This window comes from Brevundimonas sp. AVps23W, assembly GCF_058681395.1.
In genome coordinates this window covers 232,234-251,813 of record NZ_CM178738.1, presented here as the reverse complement: position 1 = coordinate 251,813, position 19,580 = coordinate 232,234, and the positions used below count along the sequence as shown (strand labels likewise).

Here is a 19,580-nt window from a genome sequence, read left to right as displayed (position 1 = left end):
CCTTATCCGTGACAGATGGGCCGTTCGCGATCACAGTGGGCTTTCCTTCGGGATTCGACGATGAAACTCAGCGCCCTGTCCCTTTCGGCCAAGACGGCCTTGATGGTGGTCATCGCCCTGGCGGCCCTGACCGCGACCTTGTTGGCCGTGGCTGTGGTCTTGTTGAGCCGCGATGCGGAGGCCAGCGCCGCTGAACGCCAGGAAGCCAATATGCGCGTCGCCTGGGACGTGCTGGCCGACTATGGCGACGGTTTCTCTGCGCGCGATGGCAAACTCTATGTCGGCTCCACCCCCATGAACGACTTTGACGAGCCGGTGGATCGGATCAAGGCCCTGGTCGGCGGCACGGCGACAGTCTTCATGAACGACCTGCGGGTCACGACCAATGTGGTCAAGGACGACGGGTCTCGCGCCGTCGGCACCAAGCTCAAGCCCGGCCCCGTCTATGACGCTGTGCTGAAGTCCGGCAAAACCTATCGCGGTCAGGCTGAGATTTTGGGCAAGCCCTATTTCGTCGCCTATGATCCCATCAAGAACGCCGCAGGCCAGACCATCGGCGTCCTTTATGTCGGCATTCCCAAGACCGATTTCATGGCCTCGGTGAACCATATGATGATCGGCCTGCTCGTCTGCGGCGTGATCGTGACCCTGCTGGTGGTCGGCGGCTGTCTGATCGCCTCGCGCCGCATGTTCTCGCCGTTGAAGGCCCTGTGCGAGCGGATGGAGGCCCTGCGTCAAGGCCGTACCGATTTCGACGCCCCCTGGGTCTCGCGCGGCGACGACATCGGCCAGATCGCGCGAGCCGTCATCGCCTTCCGCGACGCCGCCGTCCGCCAGAAGGAGACCGAGGCAGAGGCCGAGGCCATGCGCGAGACCGCCCGCGCCACCCGCGCCGCCGGCGAGGCCGAGCGCGAACGTCTGGCCGAGGAGGACGCTGTGGTGGTCGAAGCCCTGGGCGACGGGCTGGCGGCCCTGGCGCGCGGCGACCTGAGCCACCGGATCACCGCCGCCTTCGCCGAGCGCAGCCGCAAGCTGAAGGACGACTATAACGCCGCCGCCGAGACCCTGTCCGTGACCATGGCCGACATCATCGACCTGGTCGGCGCCATGCGGGCGGGAACCACGGAGGTTTCAGGCGCCACCGACGACCTGTCGCGCCGCACCGAACGCCAGGCCGCCACCCTGGAACAGACCGCCGCCGCCCTGGACCAGATCACCGTGACGGTTCGCAAGACGGCCGAGGGCGCCCAGTCCGCGGCCGACATCACGGCCCAGGCGCGTGGCGGGGTCGGGGTGCGCGAACAGATCATCGCCGACACCACCGCCGCCATGGGCGAGATCGAAACGACCTCGGGCCGGATCAGCGAGATCATCGGGGTGATCGACGAAATCGCCTTCCAGACCAATCTGCTGGCCCTGAACGCCGGGGTCGAGGCGGCCCGTGCGGGCGAGGCGGGTCGCGGCTTCGCCGTCGTGGCGTCGGAAGTGCGCGCCCTGGCGCAACGCTCGGCCGACGCCGCGCGCGAGATCAAGGGGCTGATCGCCGCTTCCAGCGCCAGCGTCGGCGAAGGCGCGCGGCTGGTGTCCCAGACCGGCGGCGCCCTGACCGCCCTGATCAGCCAGGTGGCGGAGATCAATCAGCTGGCGGCCGAAATCGCCGCCTCTGCCAAGGAACAGGCCGTCGGTCTGGCCGAGATCAATACCGCCGTGAACCAGATGGACCAGACGACCCAGCAGAACGCCGCCATGGTCGAACAGACGACTGCGGCCAACCAGGCGCTAAGCCAGGAGGCCGAGAAGCTGGCCGATCTGGTGTCGCGCTTCCGTGTCGGCGAGCCGGGCCGGGACGACTATTCCCAGGACGACCGGACGGTCTGGGCCGCCTGAGCCGAAGCCCGACAGACCCAAACAAAAGGCCCGCCCGGCGATCACCGGGCGGGCCTTTTTCGTTTCAGACGCCCGGCTGGGCGCGGCGGATCAGGCCTGCATCATCCAACCTTCGACATCCATGGCCGCCTGACGGACGGCTTCCGAACGGGTCGGGTGGGCGTGGCAGGTGCGGGCGATGTCTTCCGAGGCGCCGCCGAAGCTCATGGTGATGGCGGCTTCGTGGATCATCTCGCCGGCCTGCGGGCCCATGATGTGGACGCCCAGCACCTTGTCGGTGGCGGCGTCGGCCAGCACCTTGGCGAAACCGTCGGTCTCGTGGTTGATCTTGGCGCGGCTGTTGGCGGTGAAGGGGAATTTGCCCTTCTTGTAGGCGACGCCGGCGGCCTTCAGCTGGTCCTCGGTCTGACCGACCCAGGCCACTTCGGGGAAGGTGTAGACCACGCTGGGGACCAGGGCGTAGTCGACGTGGCCGTATTTGCCGGCGATGGTGTCGATCACGGCGACCGCGTCTTCTTCCGCCTTGTGCGCCAGCATCGGCCCGTGGGTCACGTCGCCGATCACCCAAACGCCATCCGCGACCTTGAAGTGGTCGTGGTCGATGAAGCCGCGCTTGTCCGGCGTGACGCCGACGCTCTCCAGACCCAGGCCGTCCGTATAGGGACGGCGGCCGATGGCGACCAGGACGACGTCGCCCTTGAGGGTTTCGGCGGCGCCGCCGGCCGACGGCTCGACCGTCAGCTCGACCCCGTCCTTGACCGACTTGGCGGCCGTGACCTTGGCGCCCAGTTTGAACGTCATGCCCTGTTTGGTCAGGGTGCGCTGGAAGGCGGTGGCGACCTCGGTGTCCATGCCGGGGGTGATCCGGTCCAGGAACTCGACCACCGTCACCTCGGCGCCCAGACGGCGCCAGACCGAACCCAGCTCCAGGCCGATGATGCCGGCGCCGATCACGATCAGCTTCTTCGGAACGGCCGGCAGGGACAGGGCGCCGGTGGAATCGATCACCTTGCCGTCTTCGAAGGCGACGCCGGGCAGGGGGGTGGGCTCCGAGCCGGTGGCGATGACGATGTTCTTGGCGTCCAGGGTCTGGACCGAACCGTCGGCGGCGGTCACCTCGACCTTGCCTTTAGCGACGATCTTGCCCTTGCCCTTGATCCAGTCGGCCTTGTTCTTCTTGAACAGGAACTCGATCCCCTTGGTCAGGGCGGTGACGCTGTCGTCCTTGGACTTGTGCATCTGGCCCAGGTTCAGCTTGGGCTGAACCTCGATGCCGATCTTGGCGAACTCGCTATTGGCGGCGTCGAACATTTCCGAGGCGTGGAGCAGGGCCTTGGACGGCATGCAGCCGACGTTCAGGCAGGTGCCGCCCAGGGTGGCGCGCATCTCGACGCAGGCGACCTTCAGGCCCAGCTGGCCGGCGCGGATCGCGGCGTTATAGCCGCCGGGCCCTCCGCCGATGATGACGACGTCGTAGGGGGCGGGGGCTTCGGCCATGGTATCCTCTGGTCTTCTGGCGCGTGGGGGCAGGCGGGCGGACACTAGCGCCGAGCCGGCAAGGGTCAACCGCCGCGCATCATATGGGGCCTCGGAATCGACCTTTGCAGGGGTCGGAGGCGCTCAGGACGCGGTTTCGGTCGCCGTTTCGTCTGTGGATCGCCGGTTTTCGACCTGGTCAACGCCCTGTTCGGGCGACCGAGCCTGCGAAGGGAGAGTGATGGAGACTTCCGCCCCCTCGCCCGGCGCGCTGTCGATGGCCAGGGCGCCCGAGGACTGCCGCGCAAAGGCGAAGGCCTGCGACAGACCCAGGCCTGCGGCGTCCGGACGGGTGGTGAAGAAGGGCTCCGCCGCGCGTCTCAGGATGTCGGCGTCCATGCCGGGCCCGGAATCGCGCACGCTCAGCTTCAGGCCGCCGTCCGGAAGGACCGCCAGGCGAACCGCGACCGAGCCCGCGCCGTTCGAGGCCTCGACCGCATTCCGGGTCAGGGCCAGGACCGCAGCCTCCAAGGCGGCCGGGTCGATAGAGGCGAAGGCGGGCTGGGCGGGCGTTTCGATCATCAGGTCGATGGCCGATCCCGACAGCAGACGCAGCTTGGTCTCCATACCCGCCAGAAGCACGCCGACGTCCAGGCGTTGCAGATTGGTCCGGTCTTCGTCCTGGGAGAAGGCGCTGAGACGGCGGGTCAGGCGCTCGCCGCGTTGACCGGCGGCCAGGGCGGCCTGGCCCAGGCGACGGACCCGCTCGGGCTCATCGACATGGCGCAGCATCAGGTCCAGGGCCGAGGTCATGACGCCCAGCAGGGCGTTGAAATCATGGGTCACGCCGCCGGCCAAACGCCCGACATTGGCCATGCGCCGCTCGGCCTCCAGTTCGGCGCGAACGGCGCGTTCGGCCCGTTCCGCTTCCGCCATCGTATCCAGCAGGGCCTGGTTGTGTGCGGCCAGGATCTCGCCTTCGCGCCGCGCAAAGTCGGCCTGGGCCGCCTGAACCGCCAAGGCCACGGGATCGGACTCGTCCGATGACGCATCCGCCGGGCTTTCGGCGTCGCTCGGCTCCGCCAGGGGCTCGGGCGCGGGCTCCACAGCCGGAGAATCCGCCAAGGGTGCGCCGGCCAGAAGGATGGCGTCCGGCCGGTCGTTCTCGTCGATCAGGGGCAGCAGGGTCCAGCGGATGCCGGCGCCGTCGGCGTCCACCGTCTCGATCTGCGCCGGGCTTTCATCCTCGACCGACAGGGCGGCGCGCAGGGCCTGACGGCCCTCGGTGCGGCGGTCCAGCGGCAGGAACAGGTCGGCGAAATCGGATCCCGTCACCCCCTCGCCGCGCCCCAGCATGATCAGGGCGGCGCGGTTGGCCTGGAGGATGCGGCCTTCGGCGTCGACGACCACCAGGGCGCTGGACGCCGCATCAAACACCCGGTCGGCCAGGCTGGTCCGGCCCGCCGGCGGCGGGGGCGGCGGCGCGGGCTCGATCGCCGGGGTGGTCAGGACGTCGGTCTCGACGATGGCCGCGATGGAGCCGGTGATCTGACCCCGGTCATTCTCGATCGGCATGGCGGTGACCGAGACCAGCATCTTCTTGCGGGTCGCCGCATTCATCATCAGGTGCTGAAAGCCGCGCACGGTCTGGCCCCGCAGGGCGCGGGCGCTGGGCAACAGGTCGGCGGGGATCGGCTTGCCGTCCGGGAAGGTGATGCCCCAGGTGGCGGAATGGAAACGCAACCCCAGCAGTTCGGCGTCGCGACGCCCCAGCAGCTGGTGGGCGGCGCGGTTGGCGAAGACGAATTTGCCGGTGCTGTCGGTCTCGACCATGGCCACGGGCACGGCGTTCATGGTTTCGAACAGACGTTTGTCCGAAGACTCGGCGACCTTCTGGACGATGTCGAGCTGATCGGTGGCGCTGGCGTGCCGGGCGCCATGGGTGACGGCGAACCACAGGGCGATGACGGCTACAGCGTAGCCGACGGCGGCCAGAATGCCGAAGATCAGCGTCCAGTTGACCTCGCCTTCGAGGAACATCAATCAATCCGTCTCAATTTGGGGCGCGGTCCGCCCATCCTCGGTCCGGCTTTGCAAGGGCTGAACCAGCGATCCGACGATGGGGAGCGTGACCACAGCCTGACGACATCCGCACGGGCGCCGTCAAGCGGCCAGAGCCTCGCTTGTTCACCACGCATGAAAAAAGGGCCGGACGTCGCCGTCCGGCCCTTTCGTCAGTGGTTGAATGAGCTCAGAAGGCCATGCGGGCGACGATCTGATACCAGGGACCGGCCGATTCCGTTTCCAGTTCATACTCGTCGTAGTCGCGGTCGATTTGCTCTTGGAAGGTGTTGAACTTGTCGAACACCTCGTCCTTCGACGAGTCGAGCAGGTTCGAGCCGGTCAGGCGGAGCACCACGTTCGAGGCGACCTGTTTCTCGACGAAGATTTCGAGGTCACCGCCGTAGCTGGTGACGACTTCTTCGCCGACGATCCGGCTCTTGGCGTCGCCCTGCTTGCGATAGGTGGCGCCGAAAGCGGCGCCCCAGGTCGGGATGTCCTGGGTGAAGCCGACATTGAAGACATAGTCGGACTGCGAGTTGAAGCGGCGGTCGCCCATGAAGTCTTCAACCGAGCTGTCCAGCCACGAGTAGTTCAGGAAGACGCCGGTATGCTCCATGCCGATGAAGTCCAGCGGCGTCGACAGGTCGAACTCGACACCCCAGACTTGGCCGTCGCCGACGTTTTCGGCCGTCAGGACATAGGAGACCAGCTTGTCCGCCGCTTCCTCCGGCGTCTCGCCGTCGTCGATTGCGTCCTCGTAATCGCTCAAAGCCTGCTCGGAATAGGCTCCGGTGTTGGTGATTTCGATCAGGTCGGTGATGTCGCGATAGAAGGCGTTGACGCCGATCACGCCGCGACGGCCCAGACGACGCTCGAAGCCGAGGTCAGCGCCCCATGCCGTTTCCGGCTCGAGATCCGGATTGCCGACGAAGTCGTTGTCGCCGTATTCGCCCTCAAGAACAGCCGGCGAGATGTAGTCGAAGCTGGGGCGACGCACGGTGCGCGCCACCGAGGCGGTGATCCGGTCGGTGTCCGACAGTTTAAAGCGAACGCTCGCCGACGGCAGCAGGATGGCGTAGTCGTTGTCGTTCGTGCGCTCGTCCGCATCGACGGTTTCGTCGGTGATGGTGGAGTCGGTCGTCTCGTAGCGCAGACCGGCTTCCCACTTGGCCGGGCCGTTTTCGCCCGACAGCATAACATAGGGGTCGATCCGGGTTTCCTCGATCTTGCCCACGCCGCCTGGAATGCCTTCGAAATCGCCGAAGCTCCAGTCGGTGGCGGCGTTGGTCGAGCCGTTGGCGACGCTGAAGCGAACGCGCTCAGGTTCGGTGATCGAGGTGTCGCGGTCCTTCTGATTCCACTGAACCCCGAAGGCCAGTTCCAGATCTCCGGCCAGCAGACGCTTATGTTCGATCGCGCCGCTGATTTCCTTGTCTTCGATGTCGGTCTGGGTTGCTTCGGCGGTGAAGCGGTCTTCGTCCGGATAGACGACGGAGTCGCGCCGGAACTCGGACTCATATTCGAACTCGTACTGCTCGTCCTTGATCGAGGCGTAGCCGAGCTTGAACTTGGTCTCGCCGCCCAGCATTTCGCGGACATAGCGCAGGTTCAGCGACAGGTTGTCGGTTTGGATATCGACGTCGTTGTCGTTGATGGTGCTGATATTGGCGTCGGTCTCGACACCATCGACATATTCGATCGAATCCTCGTCCTGGTAGCGGTCCGTGCGGACGAAGACGCCCGACAGGTTCAGGCGGCCGCCGGCGACGTCAACGTCGTAGGAGCCGTTGAAGGAATAGTCGGTTCCGTCGCGGATGTCGGTCTGGACTTCGGTGTTATCGAGCGTGCCGTTCGGCTCGTCGAAACGCTGGCTGTACTTTTCCTTGGGATTGCGGCGGTCCTGGATATTGGCGCCCAGAAGCAGACGGCCCGGACCCGCCTGGCCGCCCCAGACGGCGCCATAGGTGCCGCCCCATGAGCCGTAGTCGCTGTCCTTCCAGTTCAGGGCGCCGAGGCGCACATAGCCGCCGTCCAGCGACAGGGCGTCGCGCAGGACGATGTTGATGGCGCCGGCGACCGCGTCACCGGAGCGATTGGCGGAGGACGAACGGACGACCTCGACGCGCTCGATCAATTCAGCGGGGATGCGGTCGACGAAGAAGGAGCGATCCACGCCAGCGCCGGGAACCCGTTCGCCGTTGATCAGGATTTGGGTGTAGGCGGAATCAAGGCCGCGCAGACGCACGCCGTCGGATTCCAGCACGTCGGACAGGAAGGTCACCGACGGCACGCGCTTCAGGGCGTCGCCGGCGGTCAGCGGTTCGAAGCGCTGGAAATAGTCGAGGTCGTAGGACAGGGTGGGCACCACGTCGTCGGTGCGGTTCCGCATCGCCGGCTCGCCGGTGACGATGATTTCTTCGAGCGCAGTGATGGGCGCTGCGCTGGCGTCTTGGGCGTGAACCGCGCCGGCGAAAGCCAGCGAAGCGAGGGACGCGAGCGACGCGCCCGCGAGCAGTTGCAATCTCATGATCTTGATCCCCTGACGTCGGGCTATGCCTTCGACGAATGTTGGGCGCATAAACTTGAGCAGCGACGCGTCCATGACGAATAGACGACGTCTCGTGCGAGGTTTTGAGGCGCATCCACGACAAGTACGATGTGTGCGGATCAATGTTCTTCAGGCCGCGCGAACTGCGGCGTCATCGTCCTTGACCGACCGACGGCGCCTGTGGTCTCGAAGGCCGTCCCTGGAGAAGAGGATCCCCCATGAAGTCGTCCATCAAGCGTGCCGGCGCACTGACCGCCACCGTCTGCCTCCTGGCCCTGTCCGTCGCGGCCTGCGCCACGCACGAGGTCGATTTCCAGGGCGAGGGCGAAGGTTTCGTCGGGCCGGGCGTGGAGGTTCAGGCGGTGCTGGAAACCCCGTCGGTCGGCACGGCCGGCGAAGACGCGGCCGACGATCCCGCCGTCTGGGCCTCGGCGTCTCCGGTGACGGTGATGGGCAAGACCACGCCGGGCTTCATTGCCGGAACGGACAAGAAGTCCGGCCTCTACATCTACGGTTTTGACGGTCAGATCCTGCAGTTCATGCCTGAGGGCCTGCTGAACAATGTCGATCTGACCGAGGGGCTGAGCGTCGGCGGACGGCCGCAGCTCGTCCTGGGCGCCAGCGACCGGACGCCGGGCAAGACCGGGATCTCCCTCTATCTGTTCGATCCGGCGGGGACCGGTGACAATGGCGTGCGGCCCTGGGGCGCCATCGCCACCGACGTGATCGAACCCTATGGCTTCTGTTTTGCGCGGCGCGGGGCCGAAATCCAGGCGATCCTGGTGGGGCACGAGGGCGAACTGCGTCAGTTCGTGCTGAGCGTCGACGCCGCCGGCCAGCCGGTGTCGCGGGAAGTGCGTCGCGCCGAGATCGGCACCATTTCCGAAGGTTGCGCCGCCGACGAAGCGACCGACGCCCTCTATATCAATGAAGAAAACGTCGGCCTGTGGCGCTACGGCCTCAATCCGGCGAGCGGCGCGGCGCGCACCCTGGTGCAGCCTATCGCCAAGGATATTCTGGTCGCCGACGCCGAGGGGCTGACGACCCTGACGGACGGCGATAAACGTTATCTGATCGGCTCCAGCCAGGGCGATTCGACCTTCCCGGTCTGGCGCATCGACGGCGCCGCGCCCGAGTACAAGGGCCGGTTCAAGATCGTGGACGGCGTCGTGGACGGGGTCACGGGCACCGACGGTTTGGCGGCCGCCAGCGGCGTGGTCGGTCACTTCCCCGAGGGGCTGGTGGTGATCCAGGACGACGTCAACGACGTCGGCACCCAGAACTTCAAATATGTGGACTGGCGCGACATCCGCCGCGCCCTGGGGCTGTAAGCGCCTATTGATCCTCGTCGAACTTGCGGGCGACGAGGTCCGTCAGGGCCTCGATCGCTTCCTCGGCGTCGGCGCCCTCGGCGGCGACATCTATGCTGCAGCCAATGCCGGCGCCCAGCATCAGCAGGCCCATGATCGAGCGGGCGTCCACCGTGACCCCGTCGCGCGTGACGTGGATTTCGCTGTCGAAGCTTGAGGCCAGTTTGACGAACTTGGCCGAGGCGCGGGCGTGCAGGCCGCGCGTGTTGCAGATGTCCAGCGTCGCCTTAACGGTCATTTTTCGCCCGCGAGCACCCAGGACGCCACCGAGATATATTTCCGTCCCGCGTCCTGGGCGTGGGCGACACAGGATTCCAGCGTCTCGCGACCGCGCACGCTGGCCAGTTTGATCAGCATGGGCAGGTTCAGGCCGGCGATGACCTCGGCGCGGGTCTGTTCCATCACCGATATGGCCAGGTTGGACGGGGTGCCGCCGAACATGTCGGTCAGAAGGATCACGCCGTCGCCGTCGTCGACGGCGGCGGCCGCATCGACGATGTCGCGCCGACGGCGCTCCATGTCGTCGTCCGGCCCGATACAGATGGCCGCGACGCCGCGCTGCGGCCCGACCACATGCTCCATCGCCGATAGAAATTCAGAGGCCAGCCCCCCGTGGGTGACGATAACAAGGCCAATCATGAGAACTTCACTCGCATCCCACCCCAAACCATCCCCGGACTCCCCCGTGCCCGACAGGGAGGCCGGACGCGCCCGTTTGGGACCGCAAGGCCGGTGTCATAGACCCGTTACGCGCGGGTTCAAAGCGTCTGAAACGCGACTGCGACCATGTCGACGGCTGATGCGGGGCGCGGATCCAGGGCCAGAAGGGGCAGGTCGATCCCGGAAAACCGCCGCGACTGCGGCTCCGGGAGGCGTTCGACCGCCTCTGGAAGGCAGGCGACAGCCAGGACGATCCGGGCCGCCTGCCGTGTCCTGACGGCCACGATTCCGACGCCCCGCGCCTCGATACGGCCGGCGATCGTGGACGGAGCCGTGGCGTAAAGCGCGCCGTCGGACGCCCAGACCTGGGTATAGTCGTCGCTGACCAGCCGCCATCCACGCCCGATCAGACGCAAGGCCAGATCGCTCTTTCCGGCTCCGGACGGCCCCAGGATCATCACGCCCTTCCACGCCCCATCGCGACGGATGGCGACCGTTGTGGCGTGGACGGGCGGCGCGGGGGTCATGGACGACGGCTCGGACCGAAGGCGGAGGGCAGAAGTATCTCGAACCGCGCGCCGATCACCGCGCCGTCGTCATCCGACCGGTTCGAGGCCGTGACCACACCGCCATGCGCCTCGACGATCTGTTTGACGATCGACAGGCCCAGGCCCGAGTTCGAACCAAAGGCCGCCCCCTTGGGCCGCGAGGTGTAGAAGCGTTCGAAGACGGTCTCCAGGTTCTCGGACGGTATGCCGGGGCCCTGATCCTCGACCCGAATGCGGATGGGCAGGTCGCCGTCCGTCTCCTCCAGCACCACCTGCACCTCGCCCTCGGCGGGACTGAAGGACCGGGCGTTGTCGATCAGATTGCGGAACACCTGCCCCAGGGGGCCGTCGCGGCCGGCCACTTTCAGGGTTTGGGCAGGACGTTCGAACCGGACAGGGATCTCGCCCGGTCGCGCCGTCGTCTCATAGACGCTGACGATGTCGGCCAGCAGTCGGTTCAGGTCGATGGGCCGAGGGCGGTCGCGCGACAGCTCCGCATCCAGGCGCGAGGCGTTGGAAATGTCGGTGATCAGCCGGTCGAGCCGGCGCACGTCCTGTTGCAGCAGATTGGTCAGCTTCTCCCTCTGGGCGTCGGTCTTGACCAGGGGCAGGGTTTCCAGCGCCGAACGGATCGAGGTCAGCGGGTTCTTGATCTCGTGCGACACGTCGGCGGCGAACCGCTCGATGGCGTCCATGCGCGTGGACAGGGTGTCGGTCATGGATTCCAGCGAACGCGCCAGATCGCCGATTTCGTCCTTGCGCTCTTCCAGATCGGGCAGGGAGATGGCCCGCGCCCGCTGCAACTTGACCTGATCCGCCGCCGCAGACAGCCGCATGATCGGCCGCGCCACGAACAGGTGCAGCACCAGGGACGCCAGCAGATTGACGGCCAGAGCCACCAGGGCGAAGGGCACCAGGGCCCGTCGCTGGTCGTCCAGGATTTCGTCCACATTGCCCGCTTCCAGCGTCAGGACGCCCAGGACCTGGCGCACATGGCGGATGGGGATGGAGACGGACACGACCCGGTCGCCGGATTCGTTGCGTCGGACGGTGGTCTGGGGCTCGCCGGCCAGGGCGCGTTCGACCTCGGCGGCGACCTCGGCCTCGACCTGTCGCTTGTGCTCGGCGGCGCGGTCGGTCTTTTCGGCCTGATCCGCAGGCAGGGGCGAGCCGGCCGGATGCGCCGGCGGCAGGGCCTGACCAGGGATGTTCTCGGTCACCTCATAGCTGTCGATGACCGGCAGGCCGTTGATGTCGTAGAGGCGCACCCGCTGGCCGTTGGGCACGAAATTGTCGCGTAGCCAGTTGGCTGCCTGGCCCACGTCGAGTTCCGGCGTCGGCACGCCGCGGCTGATGCCCAGTTCGCCCAGCACATTGCCGAGCAGTTCCGCCTGCACCGTCAGGGATTCCTGACGGGCTTGAATCAGGCCCTGGCGCCATTCGTTCAGCACCAGGGCCCCGCCGAACAGGATCAGCAGGCTGAGAAGATTGAGCGCCAGGATGAAGCCGCCCAGCCGCGAACCGCCGAAGCGATGCCTCGGCCGGCGAATGTGCTCCTCGTCGGGCTCGCGCCCGCCGGGATGGTCAGCTTTCGCGGTAGCGGTAGCCGACGCCATACAGGGTCTCGATTGCGTCGAACTCGTTGTCTACGGCGCGGAACTTCTTGCGCATCCGCTTGACGTGGCTGTCGATGGTGCGGTCATCGACATAGACCTGATCGTCGTAGGCGGCGTCCATCAGGTTGTCGCGGCTCTTCACGAAGCCGGGACGCTGGGCCAGGGCCTGGAGCAGAAGGAATTCGGTGACGGTCAGCTTCACCGGCTTGCCGTCCCAGGTCGATTCGTGGCGAGCCGGGTCCATGCTCAGCTTGCCGCGCTTGATCGCCTTGCCGGACACTTCGGCCGAGGGTTCAGGTTCGACGCCGTCGGCGCCGGTGCGGCGCAGCAGGGCCTTGACCCGTTCGATCAGCAGCCGCTGGCTGAAGGGCTTGTGGATATAGTCGTCGGCGCCGAGGTTGAAGCCGAGGATCTCGTCGATCTCCTCGTCCTTCGAGGTCAGCATGATGACGGGGATCTGCGAGGTCTGGCGCAGGCGGCGCAGCACCTCCATCCCGTCCATGCGCGGCATCTTCACATCGAGGATGGCGAGGTCCGGCGGGGTGCTTTCCAGCGCCGCCAGGCCAGAGGCGCCGTCATGATAGGCCGTAATCTTGTGGCCATGGCTTTCCAGCGCCAGCGAGACGGACGCCACGATGTTCTCGTCGTCGTCGACCAGGGTGATATTGGCCAAGGTGGTCTTCTCCTGAACTTCCCGTTCCCGCGAACGAGAACGCACGGCAAGCGTAACCGTTCGATCACGGTCACATTAGGGCCAAGGCAGATGGGCCGCCAAGCCGTCGGTTTCAACGATAGACGGATCGGTTTCCGTCGGCGCAAGGAAAATTCGTCGTGAAAACCCCGTTTTAAAGGCTTTGCCCTCAGGGTTCGCGCATGGCTGGTCCGATTCACTACGAAGTCTATGTCCGCAAGACCGTTCCGGCGTCCTGGACCCTGTTGATCGCGACCGAGGATCGTAAACACGCTCTGGAGACCGCCGAGGACCAGTTGTCCAATCGGCTGGCGGCCGCCGCGCGCGTCACCAAGGAGACGCTGGACCCGGACACGATGGAGTTCAACACCCTCACGATCCTGACGATCGGGGCGCCGGAGGAAAAGAAGAAGCCCAAGGCGGCGGAGGCCGTTCGCCCGGCGTGCAGCGCCCCGGCCGAACTCTATACGCCCCATGCGCGCGCCCTGATCGCCCGAGTGCTGGAGGATTGGCTGAAACGGCAGGGAGTGACGGCGTTCGAGCTGCTGCACCGGCCGGACCTGGCCGAGCGGCTCGACGCCTCGGGGGTGGAGCTTCAGCACGCCGTCCAGAAGGTGGCCGTGCCGGAAAGTCAGGCCAGCGGCCAGGATCTGCACGCCGTCGTGCGCCACTACCAGCGTCTTGCCGAGGATTCGGTCGCGCGGCTGCTTAAAGCGGGCCGGTCGGGACTGTTCCCGTCTTTGAAGAACCAGTCGATCGCCGATCTGGCCCATAGCCTGATCGCGACTCAGGACCGGACCTTCATCATGGGTGGCGTGATCGCCCATGGTCTGGCGGACCGCAAGGGCGCGCGCGAGCGGCTGGACTGTCTGATGGATATGGTCGATGCGGCGCCGCCCGAGGGGCCACCGCGCGCGCTCATACTGGGCGCGGTCGAGCAGATCGCGTCCGAAATATTGGCGGTTCGGTCCAATCTGGCGGAAATCCTGGGTCCGTCGCTGGATCACGGGGCCAGTCTCGCGGCCGTGGTGCGGATGATCGCCCCCCGAGAGGTTGAGCGGCTGATCGGCCTGGATCCCCGCATGGCCTTGATGACCCCGGTGGTCGAGGGGCCTGCGGCCCGTCTTGGGCAAGGCCTGGCGGCGGGCCATTTCCCGAAGCTGTCGACGTCTCTCGCCCGGATGGTCACGCGCGAACTGGCGAGCCAGCGGCGTCTCAGGCCCAATGATCCGGTGGGCGAGATCGACATCCTGCGGACGCTCGCCATGGCCCTGACGGCGGCGGCGGGGCGTCTGCTGACCTTGGAAGAGGTGCAGAACGCCTTCGTGGACCGCTCAAAGAGCCTGGTCACTCCGGATTTCGTCGGCGCCTATGTCCGCCAGTGCAAGACGGTGCTGTCGGAGGCCGAATATCTGACCCGGCTATGCGAAAACGTCACCGGGGGCGCCAACAAGCGGGCGGCGGCGCGCTGGCTCAGCGCCTGCGTCACCTCGCTGAGGCTGGAAAACGAGATGCGCCAGACGACGGCCGGCGGGCCCAGCGTCTCGCAGAAACTGCTGGTGCTCGCCCGGTTGCAGCGTTCGGTGCGCGCTGTGCAGCTGGGCGAGATCGACGAAAGAGAGATTTCGACGGCCATCGGCGTGCTGGGCGGGACGCTGGAAGCCGACGCCGGCCTGCTGAACCAGATCGGGCGGGCCCAGGCCACGCCGGTGCAGAAGCTGACCGCCCTGATGAAGATGATCACCGGCGAAACCGCGCCCCTTGGGCCGGCGGCGGACCGCGCGCGTAGCGAAGCGATCAAGATGCTGCGCCTGCCCGAAATCCGCGACGCCGCCGCCGGCGAGGCCGCGCTTCAGGCCATGATGCAGGCGGCCGGTCTGAAGATCTGACGCTCAGTCGAAGATGTCGAAGATGCTGTCGCGCTTCTTTTTCTTGTAGCGGTAATCGTCGTCGCGGCGGCGATCGTCGCGGTAACCCCGGTCATCGCCATAAGGCCGCCCGCCACCGCCCCAAGGCTGGGGTTGGGCGGGTGCATAGGTCTGAGGCTGCGGCTGCGCGGGTGCTGAAGTCCGCCCGTCCTGGGCCGCCGAATCCATCAGCTTTTCCAGCTCGCCGCGATCAAGCCAGACGCCGCGGCAGGTGGGGCACATGTCGAACTGCACCCCGTCGCGATCCAGGGTCTGCATCGAGGAATTGTCGTTCGGGCACATCAGAAGAGGCATGAGGTTTCCAGGCGGATCAAGAACAGGTTCAGGAAACGGGCGCCGACGCGAGGGAGCCGGAGGGGGGCGGTCCGTTCGCATCGGCGCATCCGTACGGTGCGACATCACGTCGTCGCGAACAGGCGAGGCAGGGGAACTCTCGCCGGTCGCGGCGACGCCAGAGGGGCCCGTTCCGCAGACCCAAGCTAGAGCGTGATTCCTTCACACGGAACCGTATCCTGAGTTGACGAGGTAGTTCGCACATTCGGCGGGGCTGAAGAGATTGATGATCTCTCCGGCCTTTCGCCACGTGGCTTCAATGGTTCTGGGCTGGGCGTTGCGCATGAGGTGTTTGAGCTTGGCGAAGACCTGTTCGATGGGGTTCAGGTCGGGGGAGTAAGGGGGCAGGAAGATCATGTGTGCGCCTTTGGCCCTGACAGCGGCGCGGGCGGCCTTGCCCTTGTGACTGCCGAGGTTGTCGAGGACGACGACGTCGCCAGGCGACAGGGTCGGAGCCAGTATTTTCTCGATGTAGACGAGGAAGATCGCACCGTTGATCGGACCATCGATAACCCAGGGCGCGTCGATCCGGTCATGGCGCAGGGCGGCGATGAAGGTCAGGGTTTTCCAGTGACCGAAGGGCGAGTGGCCCTTCAAGCGTCGCCCCCTCGGCCCCCAGCCGCGCAAGGGCGCCATGTTGGTCTTGACCCAGGTCTCGTCCAGGAACACCAGTCGCGACGGGTCGATCCGCCCCTGATGCGCCTTCCAGCGTGCGCGGCGGCGCGCGACGTCAGGCCGGGCCTGCTCCTCAGGCAGCAGTGTTTTTTTTGAAGCTCAGTCCTTCAGCGTGCACGAACACCCACACCGCTCGAGGGCCGGTCTTGATCCCGCGCGCGGCAAGTTCGGCCGTCAGTCCTCTGAGCGTGAACGGCCCTGAGGCGATGCGGGTGCGCAGCCATTCGGCGCAGTCTCCTGACAGCGTGCGAGGCTTGTGGCCGCCGACCTGGCCCGGCGCCACCGAACCTGTCTCTCCAACTCGCTTCGTCCACTTGGACACGCAAGACGGACTGATCCGAAGCGCCGCCGCGATCTCCCGGTGTGTCTCGCCCTCCGCCTTACGCGCCAACGCTCGCTCACGAAGATCCATCGAATAAGGAGCCGTCATCCGGGCTGGCCTCCCATCCAGCACGGATGTTGAATCAGATCACCGCAAACTTGGGAATCCCGATTCCGTCAAAGCGAGCCATGCTCTAGGGTCCGCGCCGCGCCGCCGCCATGCGTCCTGGCGCCACAGGGGAGGCCCGACTTAGGCGGGGTCTAACAAGCCTGGCCGGCGGCCCAGCCTGACGACCAGGCCCACTGGAAATTATAACCGCCCAGCCAGCCGGTGACGTCCACCGCCTCGCCGATGAAATACAGGCCGGGAACCGCCTTGGCGGCCAGGGTCTGCTGGTCCAGGGCGGCGGTGTCGATCCCGCCGAGGGTGGCTTCGGCGGTGCGATAGCCTTCGGATCCGACCGGCTTCACGCTCCAGGCGTTGACCGCCTGATCCAGCCGCCGCAGCGTCGCGTCGGATAGATCTGCCAGATTGCCCGCCGCGCCTTCGCGCGCGCACAGGCTTTCCGCCAGTCGTCGGGGTATGATGTGGCCCAGGGCCGTATGCACGGCCTGGCGGCCGTTCGCGGTCTTGGCGGCCTTCAGCTCGGCGAAGACGTCGCGGCCGGGGGCCATGGCCGCGACGATGGCCTCGCCCTCGCGCCAGTAGGAACTGATCTGCAATATGGCCGGGCCGCTGAGGCCCCGGTGGGTGAACAGCATGGCCTCGTTGAAGGCCGCCTTGCGCGCCTTTGTGTCGGGCGCCGAGGCGACGCGAGCGTCCACGGCCACGCCGGCCAGCGGCGTCAGGGTCTCCAACAGGCCCGCCTCGAAGGTCAGGGGGACCAGGGCCGGACGGGTGTCGGTGACGCGGATGTCGAACTGGCGCGCGACCTCATAGGCCCAGCCGGTGGCGCCCATTTTGGGTATCGACTTGCCGCCGGTCGCGACGACCAGGGCTGTGGCCGTGATCTGGCTTCCGTCCGACAGGTCGATGGTCCAGCCTTCGCCGGCCTTCGCCAGACGCTCGACGCCGGTCTTCATTTTCAGGGTCACGCCCGCCGCCGCCATGTCGTCGGTCAACATGCGGACGATCTGTTTGGCGCTGTCGTCGCAGAACAGCTGGCCCAGCGTCTTCTCGTGCCAGGCGATCCCGGCCCGGTCCACGCGCTTGATGAAGTCGTGCTGGGTGAAGCGGCGCAGGGCCGAGGTGGCGAACCGGGGGTTCTCTCCCAGGAAGTTCGCCGGCCCGCAGCCCAGATTGGTGAAATTGCACCGGCCGCCGCCGGAGATGCGGATCTTCTCGCCGGGGTTGGCCGCGTGATCGACGACCAGGACCCGACGGCCGCGCCGCCCAGCCTCGGCGGCGCACATCATGCCCGCGGCGCCGGCCCCGACCACCAGGACGTCGAAAGACGCCCGGCTCACGAGACCGGCTCCGGGATCTGGGCCTTAGTAGCGATAGTGCTCGGGCTTGAACGGGCCTTCTTGCGGCACGGAGATGTAATCGGCCTGTTCCTTGTTCAGCACGGTCAGCTTGGCGCCCAGCTTGCCGAGATGAAGGGCGGCGACCTTCTCGTCCAGATGCTTGGGCAGGGTGTAGACCTTGGTCTCATAGGCCGACTTGTTGGTCCAGAGTTCCAGCTGCGCCAGGGTCTGGTTGGTGAAGGAGGCCGACATCACGAAGGAGGGGTGGCCCGTGGCGTTGCCCAGGTTCACCAGGCGGCCTTCCGACAGCAGGATGATCTTGTTGCCGCCGGGGAATTCGATGTGGTGGACCTGGGGCTTGATCTCGTCCCACTTGAAGTTCTTCAGGCCGGCGACCTGAATCTCGGAGTCGAAGTGGCCGATGTTGCAGACGATGGCGTTGTGACGCATCCGGCGCATGTGTTCGACGGTGATCACATCCTTGTTGCCGGTGGCGGTGACGAAGATGTCGGCCTTGTCGGCGACGTCGTCCAGGGTCTGGACGTCATAGCCTTCCATGGCGGCCTGCAGGGCGCAGATCGGGTCGATTTCGGTCACGATCACGCGGGCGCCGCCTTGGCGCAGCGAGGCGGCCGAGCCCTTGCCCACGTCGCCGTAGCCGCAGACCACGGCGACCTTGCCCGACAGCATGACGTCGGTGCCGCGACGAATGGCGTCGACCAGGGACTCACGGCAGCCGTACAGATTGTCGAACTTCGACTTGGTGACGCTGTCATTGACGTTGATGGCGGGGAAGGGCAGCTCGCCGCGTTCCGACATCTGGTACAGGCGGTGGACGCCCGTGGTGGTCTCTTCCGACACGCCGCCGATAGCGTTGCGGATGGCCGAATAGAAGCCGGGCTTCTCGGCGATGTAGCGCTTCATCACCTTGAACAGGGCTTCTTCTTCCTCGTTCTGGGGATTGGCCAGAACCGAGATGTCCTTTTCAGCCTTCGGGCCGAGCACGCACAGCAGGGTGGCGTCGCCGCCGTCGTCCAGGATCAGGTTCGGATAGCCGCCGTCGGCCCATTCGAAGATCTTGTGCGCATAGTCCCAGTATTCTTCCAGCGTCTCGCCCTTGATGGCGAAGACCGGGGTGCCGGCTGCGGCGATGGCGGCTGCGGCGTGATCCTGGGTCGAGAAGATGTTGCACGAGGCCCAGCGGACCTCGGCGCCCAGGGCTTCCAGCGTCTGGATCAGAACGGCGGTCTGGATGGTCATGTGCAGGCTGCCGGCGATCCGGGCGCCCTTCAGCGGCTGATCCTTGCCGAACTCGGCGCGCAGAGCCATCAGGCCCGGCATTTCCGTCTCGGCGATGTCGATTTCCTTCTTGCCCCAGTCGGCCAGAGAGATGTCGCGGATGATGTAGTCGGTCATGGGGGGCTCCTGGCCGCAGGGGATTTTCAGCCCTTCTAGCCCGCAGACGATGAAGGAGCAATAAACACATAAGGATATCCTTATATGCGCTGTGCCTGATGTCGGGCTCAGCAGTTTCTTAAGCCCGATCAGTTAGGACGAAGGCATGGAACGCCGCGCTCTTCTCGGTCTCGCCCTCGTCGCGACGGCCGCCGCCTCGACCTCCGCCCGCGCCTCTTCGGGCGGCGGCGCGGCGCCGTCTGACGATACCTATTTCAGACTGCCGGTCATTACGGCCTCGATTCTTCGTGCGGACGGCCGGCGTGGGGTCTTCTCTGTGGAGGCCGGGGTGGACGTGCCCGACGCCGCGCTTCGCACCCGCGCCCAGCAGTCCGCGCCGCGTCTCCGCGCCGCCTATACCGTCGCCGCCCAGCGCTTCGCCAACGGCCTGCGCCCCGGCGCCGTGCCCAATATCGATCAACTGGTCGCCGAACTTCAGACGGCCACCAACACCACCCTCGGCCGGGCTGGAGCTCGCGTCCTGATCGGGACCGTCATGGCGCTCTGAACAGACGGTCTGAGCCGCCCAGAATGAAAAAGG

Annotated in this window: 16 protein-coding genes; 4 read left to right on the top strand and 12 right to left on the bottom strand. The window is 66.4% G+C overall.

Annotated elements, in window-relative coordinates; genetic code table 11:
• Positions 1–60: 60 nt before the first annotated feature.
• Positions 61–1,887 carry a methyl-accepting chemotaxis protein gene (locus tag ACW177_RS01195; RefSeq protein ID WP_492026850.1) on the top strand — a complete coding sequence of 609 codons (1,827 nt, stop codon included), beginning with the start codon at positions 61–63 and terminating at the stop codon, positions 1,885–1,887.
• A gap of 90 nt (positions 1,888–1,977) precedes the next feature.
• Here ACW177_RS01195 and lpdA read toward each other — a convergent pair whose 3' ends face one another.
• The 3 genes from lpdA to ACW177_RS01180 all read right to left on the bottom strand — a co-directional run bounded on the left by lpdA (position 1,978) and on the right by ACW177_RS01180 (position 7,954).
• Positions 1,978–3,384 (bottom strand): dihydrolipoyl dehydrogenase, encoded by a 1,407-nt coding sequence (lpdA, locus tag ACW177_RS01190; protein WP_492026849.1) that lies wholly within the window; start codon positions 3,382–3,384, stop codon positions 1,978–1,980.
• 123 nt (positions 3,385–3,507) lie between these two features.
• Positions 3,508–5,403 carry a PAS domain-containing sensor histidine kinase gene (locus ACW177_RS01185; protein WP_492026848.1) on the bottom strand — a complete coding sequence of 632 codons (1,896 nt, stop codon included), beginning with the start codon at positions 5,401–5,403 and terminating at the stop codon, positions 3,508–3,510.
• Between the two features lie 211 nt (positions 5,404–5,614).
• The gene (locus ACW177_RS01180; protein WP_492026847.1) at positions 5,615–7,954 is read right to left on the bottom strand and encodes a TonB-dependent receptor plug domain-containing protein; all 2,340 of its coding nucleotides are present in this window, start codon (positions 7,952–7,954) and stop codon (positions 5,615–5,617) included.
• Between the two features lie 239 nt (positions 7,955–8,193).
• On the opposite strand from ACW177_RS01180, the gene ACW177_RS01175 reads away from it, so the two are divergent.
• Entirely contained in the window at positions 8,194–9,306 is a 1,113-nt protein-coding gene (locus ACW177_RS01175) for a phytase (RefSeq protein WP_492026846.1), read from the top strand.
• A 4-nt stretch (positions 9,307–9,310) separates the two neighbouring features.
• Here the strand turns inward: ACW177_RS01175 and ACW177_RS01170 are convergent, their stop codons facing one another.
• From ACW177_RS01170 to chvI, 5 genes are all read right to left on the bottom strand, one after another.
• The gene (locus ACW177_RS01170) at positions 9,311–9,583 is read right to left on the bottom strand and encodes an HPr family phosphocarrier protein (RefSeq protein ID WP_492026845.1); all 273 of its coding nucleotides are present in this window, start codon (positions 9,581–9,583) and stop codon (positions 9,311–9,313) included.
• Positions 9,580–9,984, bottom strand: a complete 405-nt coding sequence (locus tag ACW177_RS01165) for a PTS sugar transporter subunit IIA (RefSeq protein ID WP_492026844.1) — start codon at positions 9,982–9,984, stop codon at positions 9,580–9,582. Before ACW177_RS01165 ends, ACW177_RS01170 begins: the two co-directional genes overlap by 4 nt.
• Before the next feature lie 119 nt (positions 9,985–10,103).
• Positions 10,104–10,532: an HPr kinase/phosphorylase gene (locus ACW177_RS01160; RefSeq protein ID WP_492026843.1), complete on the bottom strand. Its 429-nt coding sequence runs from the start codon at positions 10,530–10,532 to the stop codon at positions 10,104–10,106.
• Positions 10,529–12,169 carry a two-component sensor histidine kinase ChvG gene (gene chvG, locus ACW177_RS01155; RefSeq protein WP_492026842.1) on the bottom strand — a complete coding sequence of 547 codons (1,641 nt, stop codon included), beginning with the start codon at positions 12,167–12,169 and terminating at the stop codon, positions 10,529–10,531. The genes ACW177_RS01160 and chvG overlap by 4 nt, the downstream gene beginning before the upstream one ends.
• Positions 12,138–12,842, bottom strand: coding sequence for a two-component response regulator ChvI (gene chvI / locus ACW177_RS01150; protein WP_492026841.1), 705 nt, complete (start codon positions 12,840–12,842; stop codon positions 12,138–12,140). Before chvI ends, chvG begins: the two co-directional genes overlap by 32 nt.
• 200 nt (positions 12,843–13,042) lie before the next feature.
• On the opposite strand from chvI, the gene ACW177_RS01145 reads away from it, so the two are divergent.
• Positions 13,043–14,749 (top strand): hypothetical protein, encoded by a 1,707-nt coding sequence (locus tag ACW177_RS01145; protein WP_492026840.1) that lies wholly within the window; start codon positions 13,043–13,045, stop codon positions 14,747–14,749.
• A gap of 3 nt (positions 14,750–14,752) precedes the next feature.
• Here the strand turns inward: ACW177_RS01145 and ACW177_RS01140 are convergent, their stop codons facing one another.
• From ACW177_RS01140 to ahcY, 4 genes are all read right to left on the bottom strand, one after another.
• A complete protein-coding gene (locus ACW177_RS01140; RefSeq protein ID WP_492026839.1) occupies positions 14,753–15,082 on the bottom strand; it encodes a TFIIB-type zinc ribbon-containing protein in 330 nt (109 codons plus the stop codon).
• 201 nt (positions 15,083–15,283) lie between these two features.
• Positions 15,284–16,226 (bottom strand): IS630 family transposase gene (locus tag ACW177_RS01135; protein ID WP_267515012.1). Its coding sequence is split into 2 segments (ribosomal slippage): positions 15,284–15,889 and positions 15,891–16,226, totalling 942 coding nucleotides; the frame shifts between segments, so codons are not numbered across the junction.
• Positions 16,227–16,378: 152 nt separating this feature from the next.
• On the bottom strand, positions 16,379–17,533 hold the full coding sequence (locus ACW177_RS01130; protein ID WP_492028049.1) for a BaiN/RdsA family NAD(P)/FAD-dependent oxidoreductase: 1,155 nt from the start codon (positions 17,531–17,533) through the stop codon (positions 16,379–16,381).
• A 75-nt stretch (positions 17,534–17,608) separates the two neighbouring features.
• Positions 17,609–19,000, bottom strand: coding sequence for an adenosylhomocysteinase (gene ahcY, locus ACW177_RS01125; RefSeq protein ID WP_492026838.1), 1,392 nt, complete (start codon positions 18,998–19,000; stop codon positions 17,609–17,611).
• A gap of 145 nt (positions 19,001–19,145) precedes the next feature.
• Between ahcY and ACW177_RS01120 the strand changes: the two genes are divergently transcribed.
• Positions 19,146–19,547, top strand: a complete 402-nt coding sequence (locus ACW177_RS01120) for a Tat pathway signal protein (RefSeq protein ID WP_492026837.1) — start codon at positions 19,146–19,148, stop codon at positions 19,545–19,547.
• Positions 19,548–19,580: the final 33 nt, after the last annotated feature.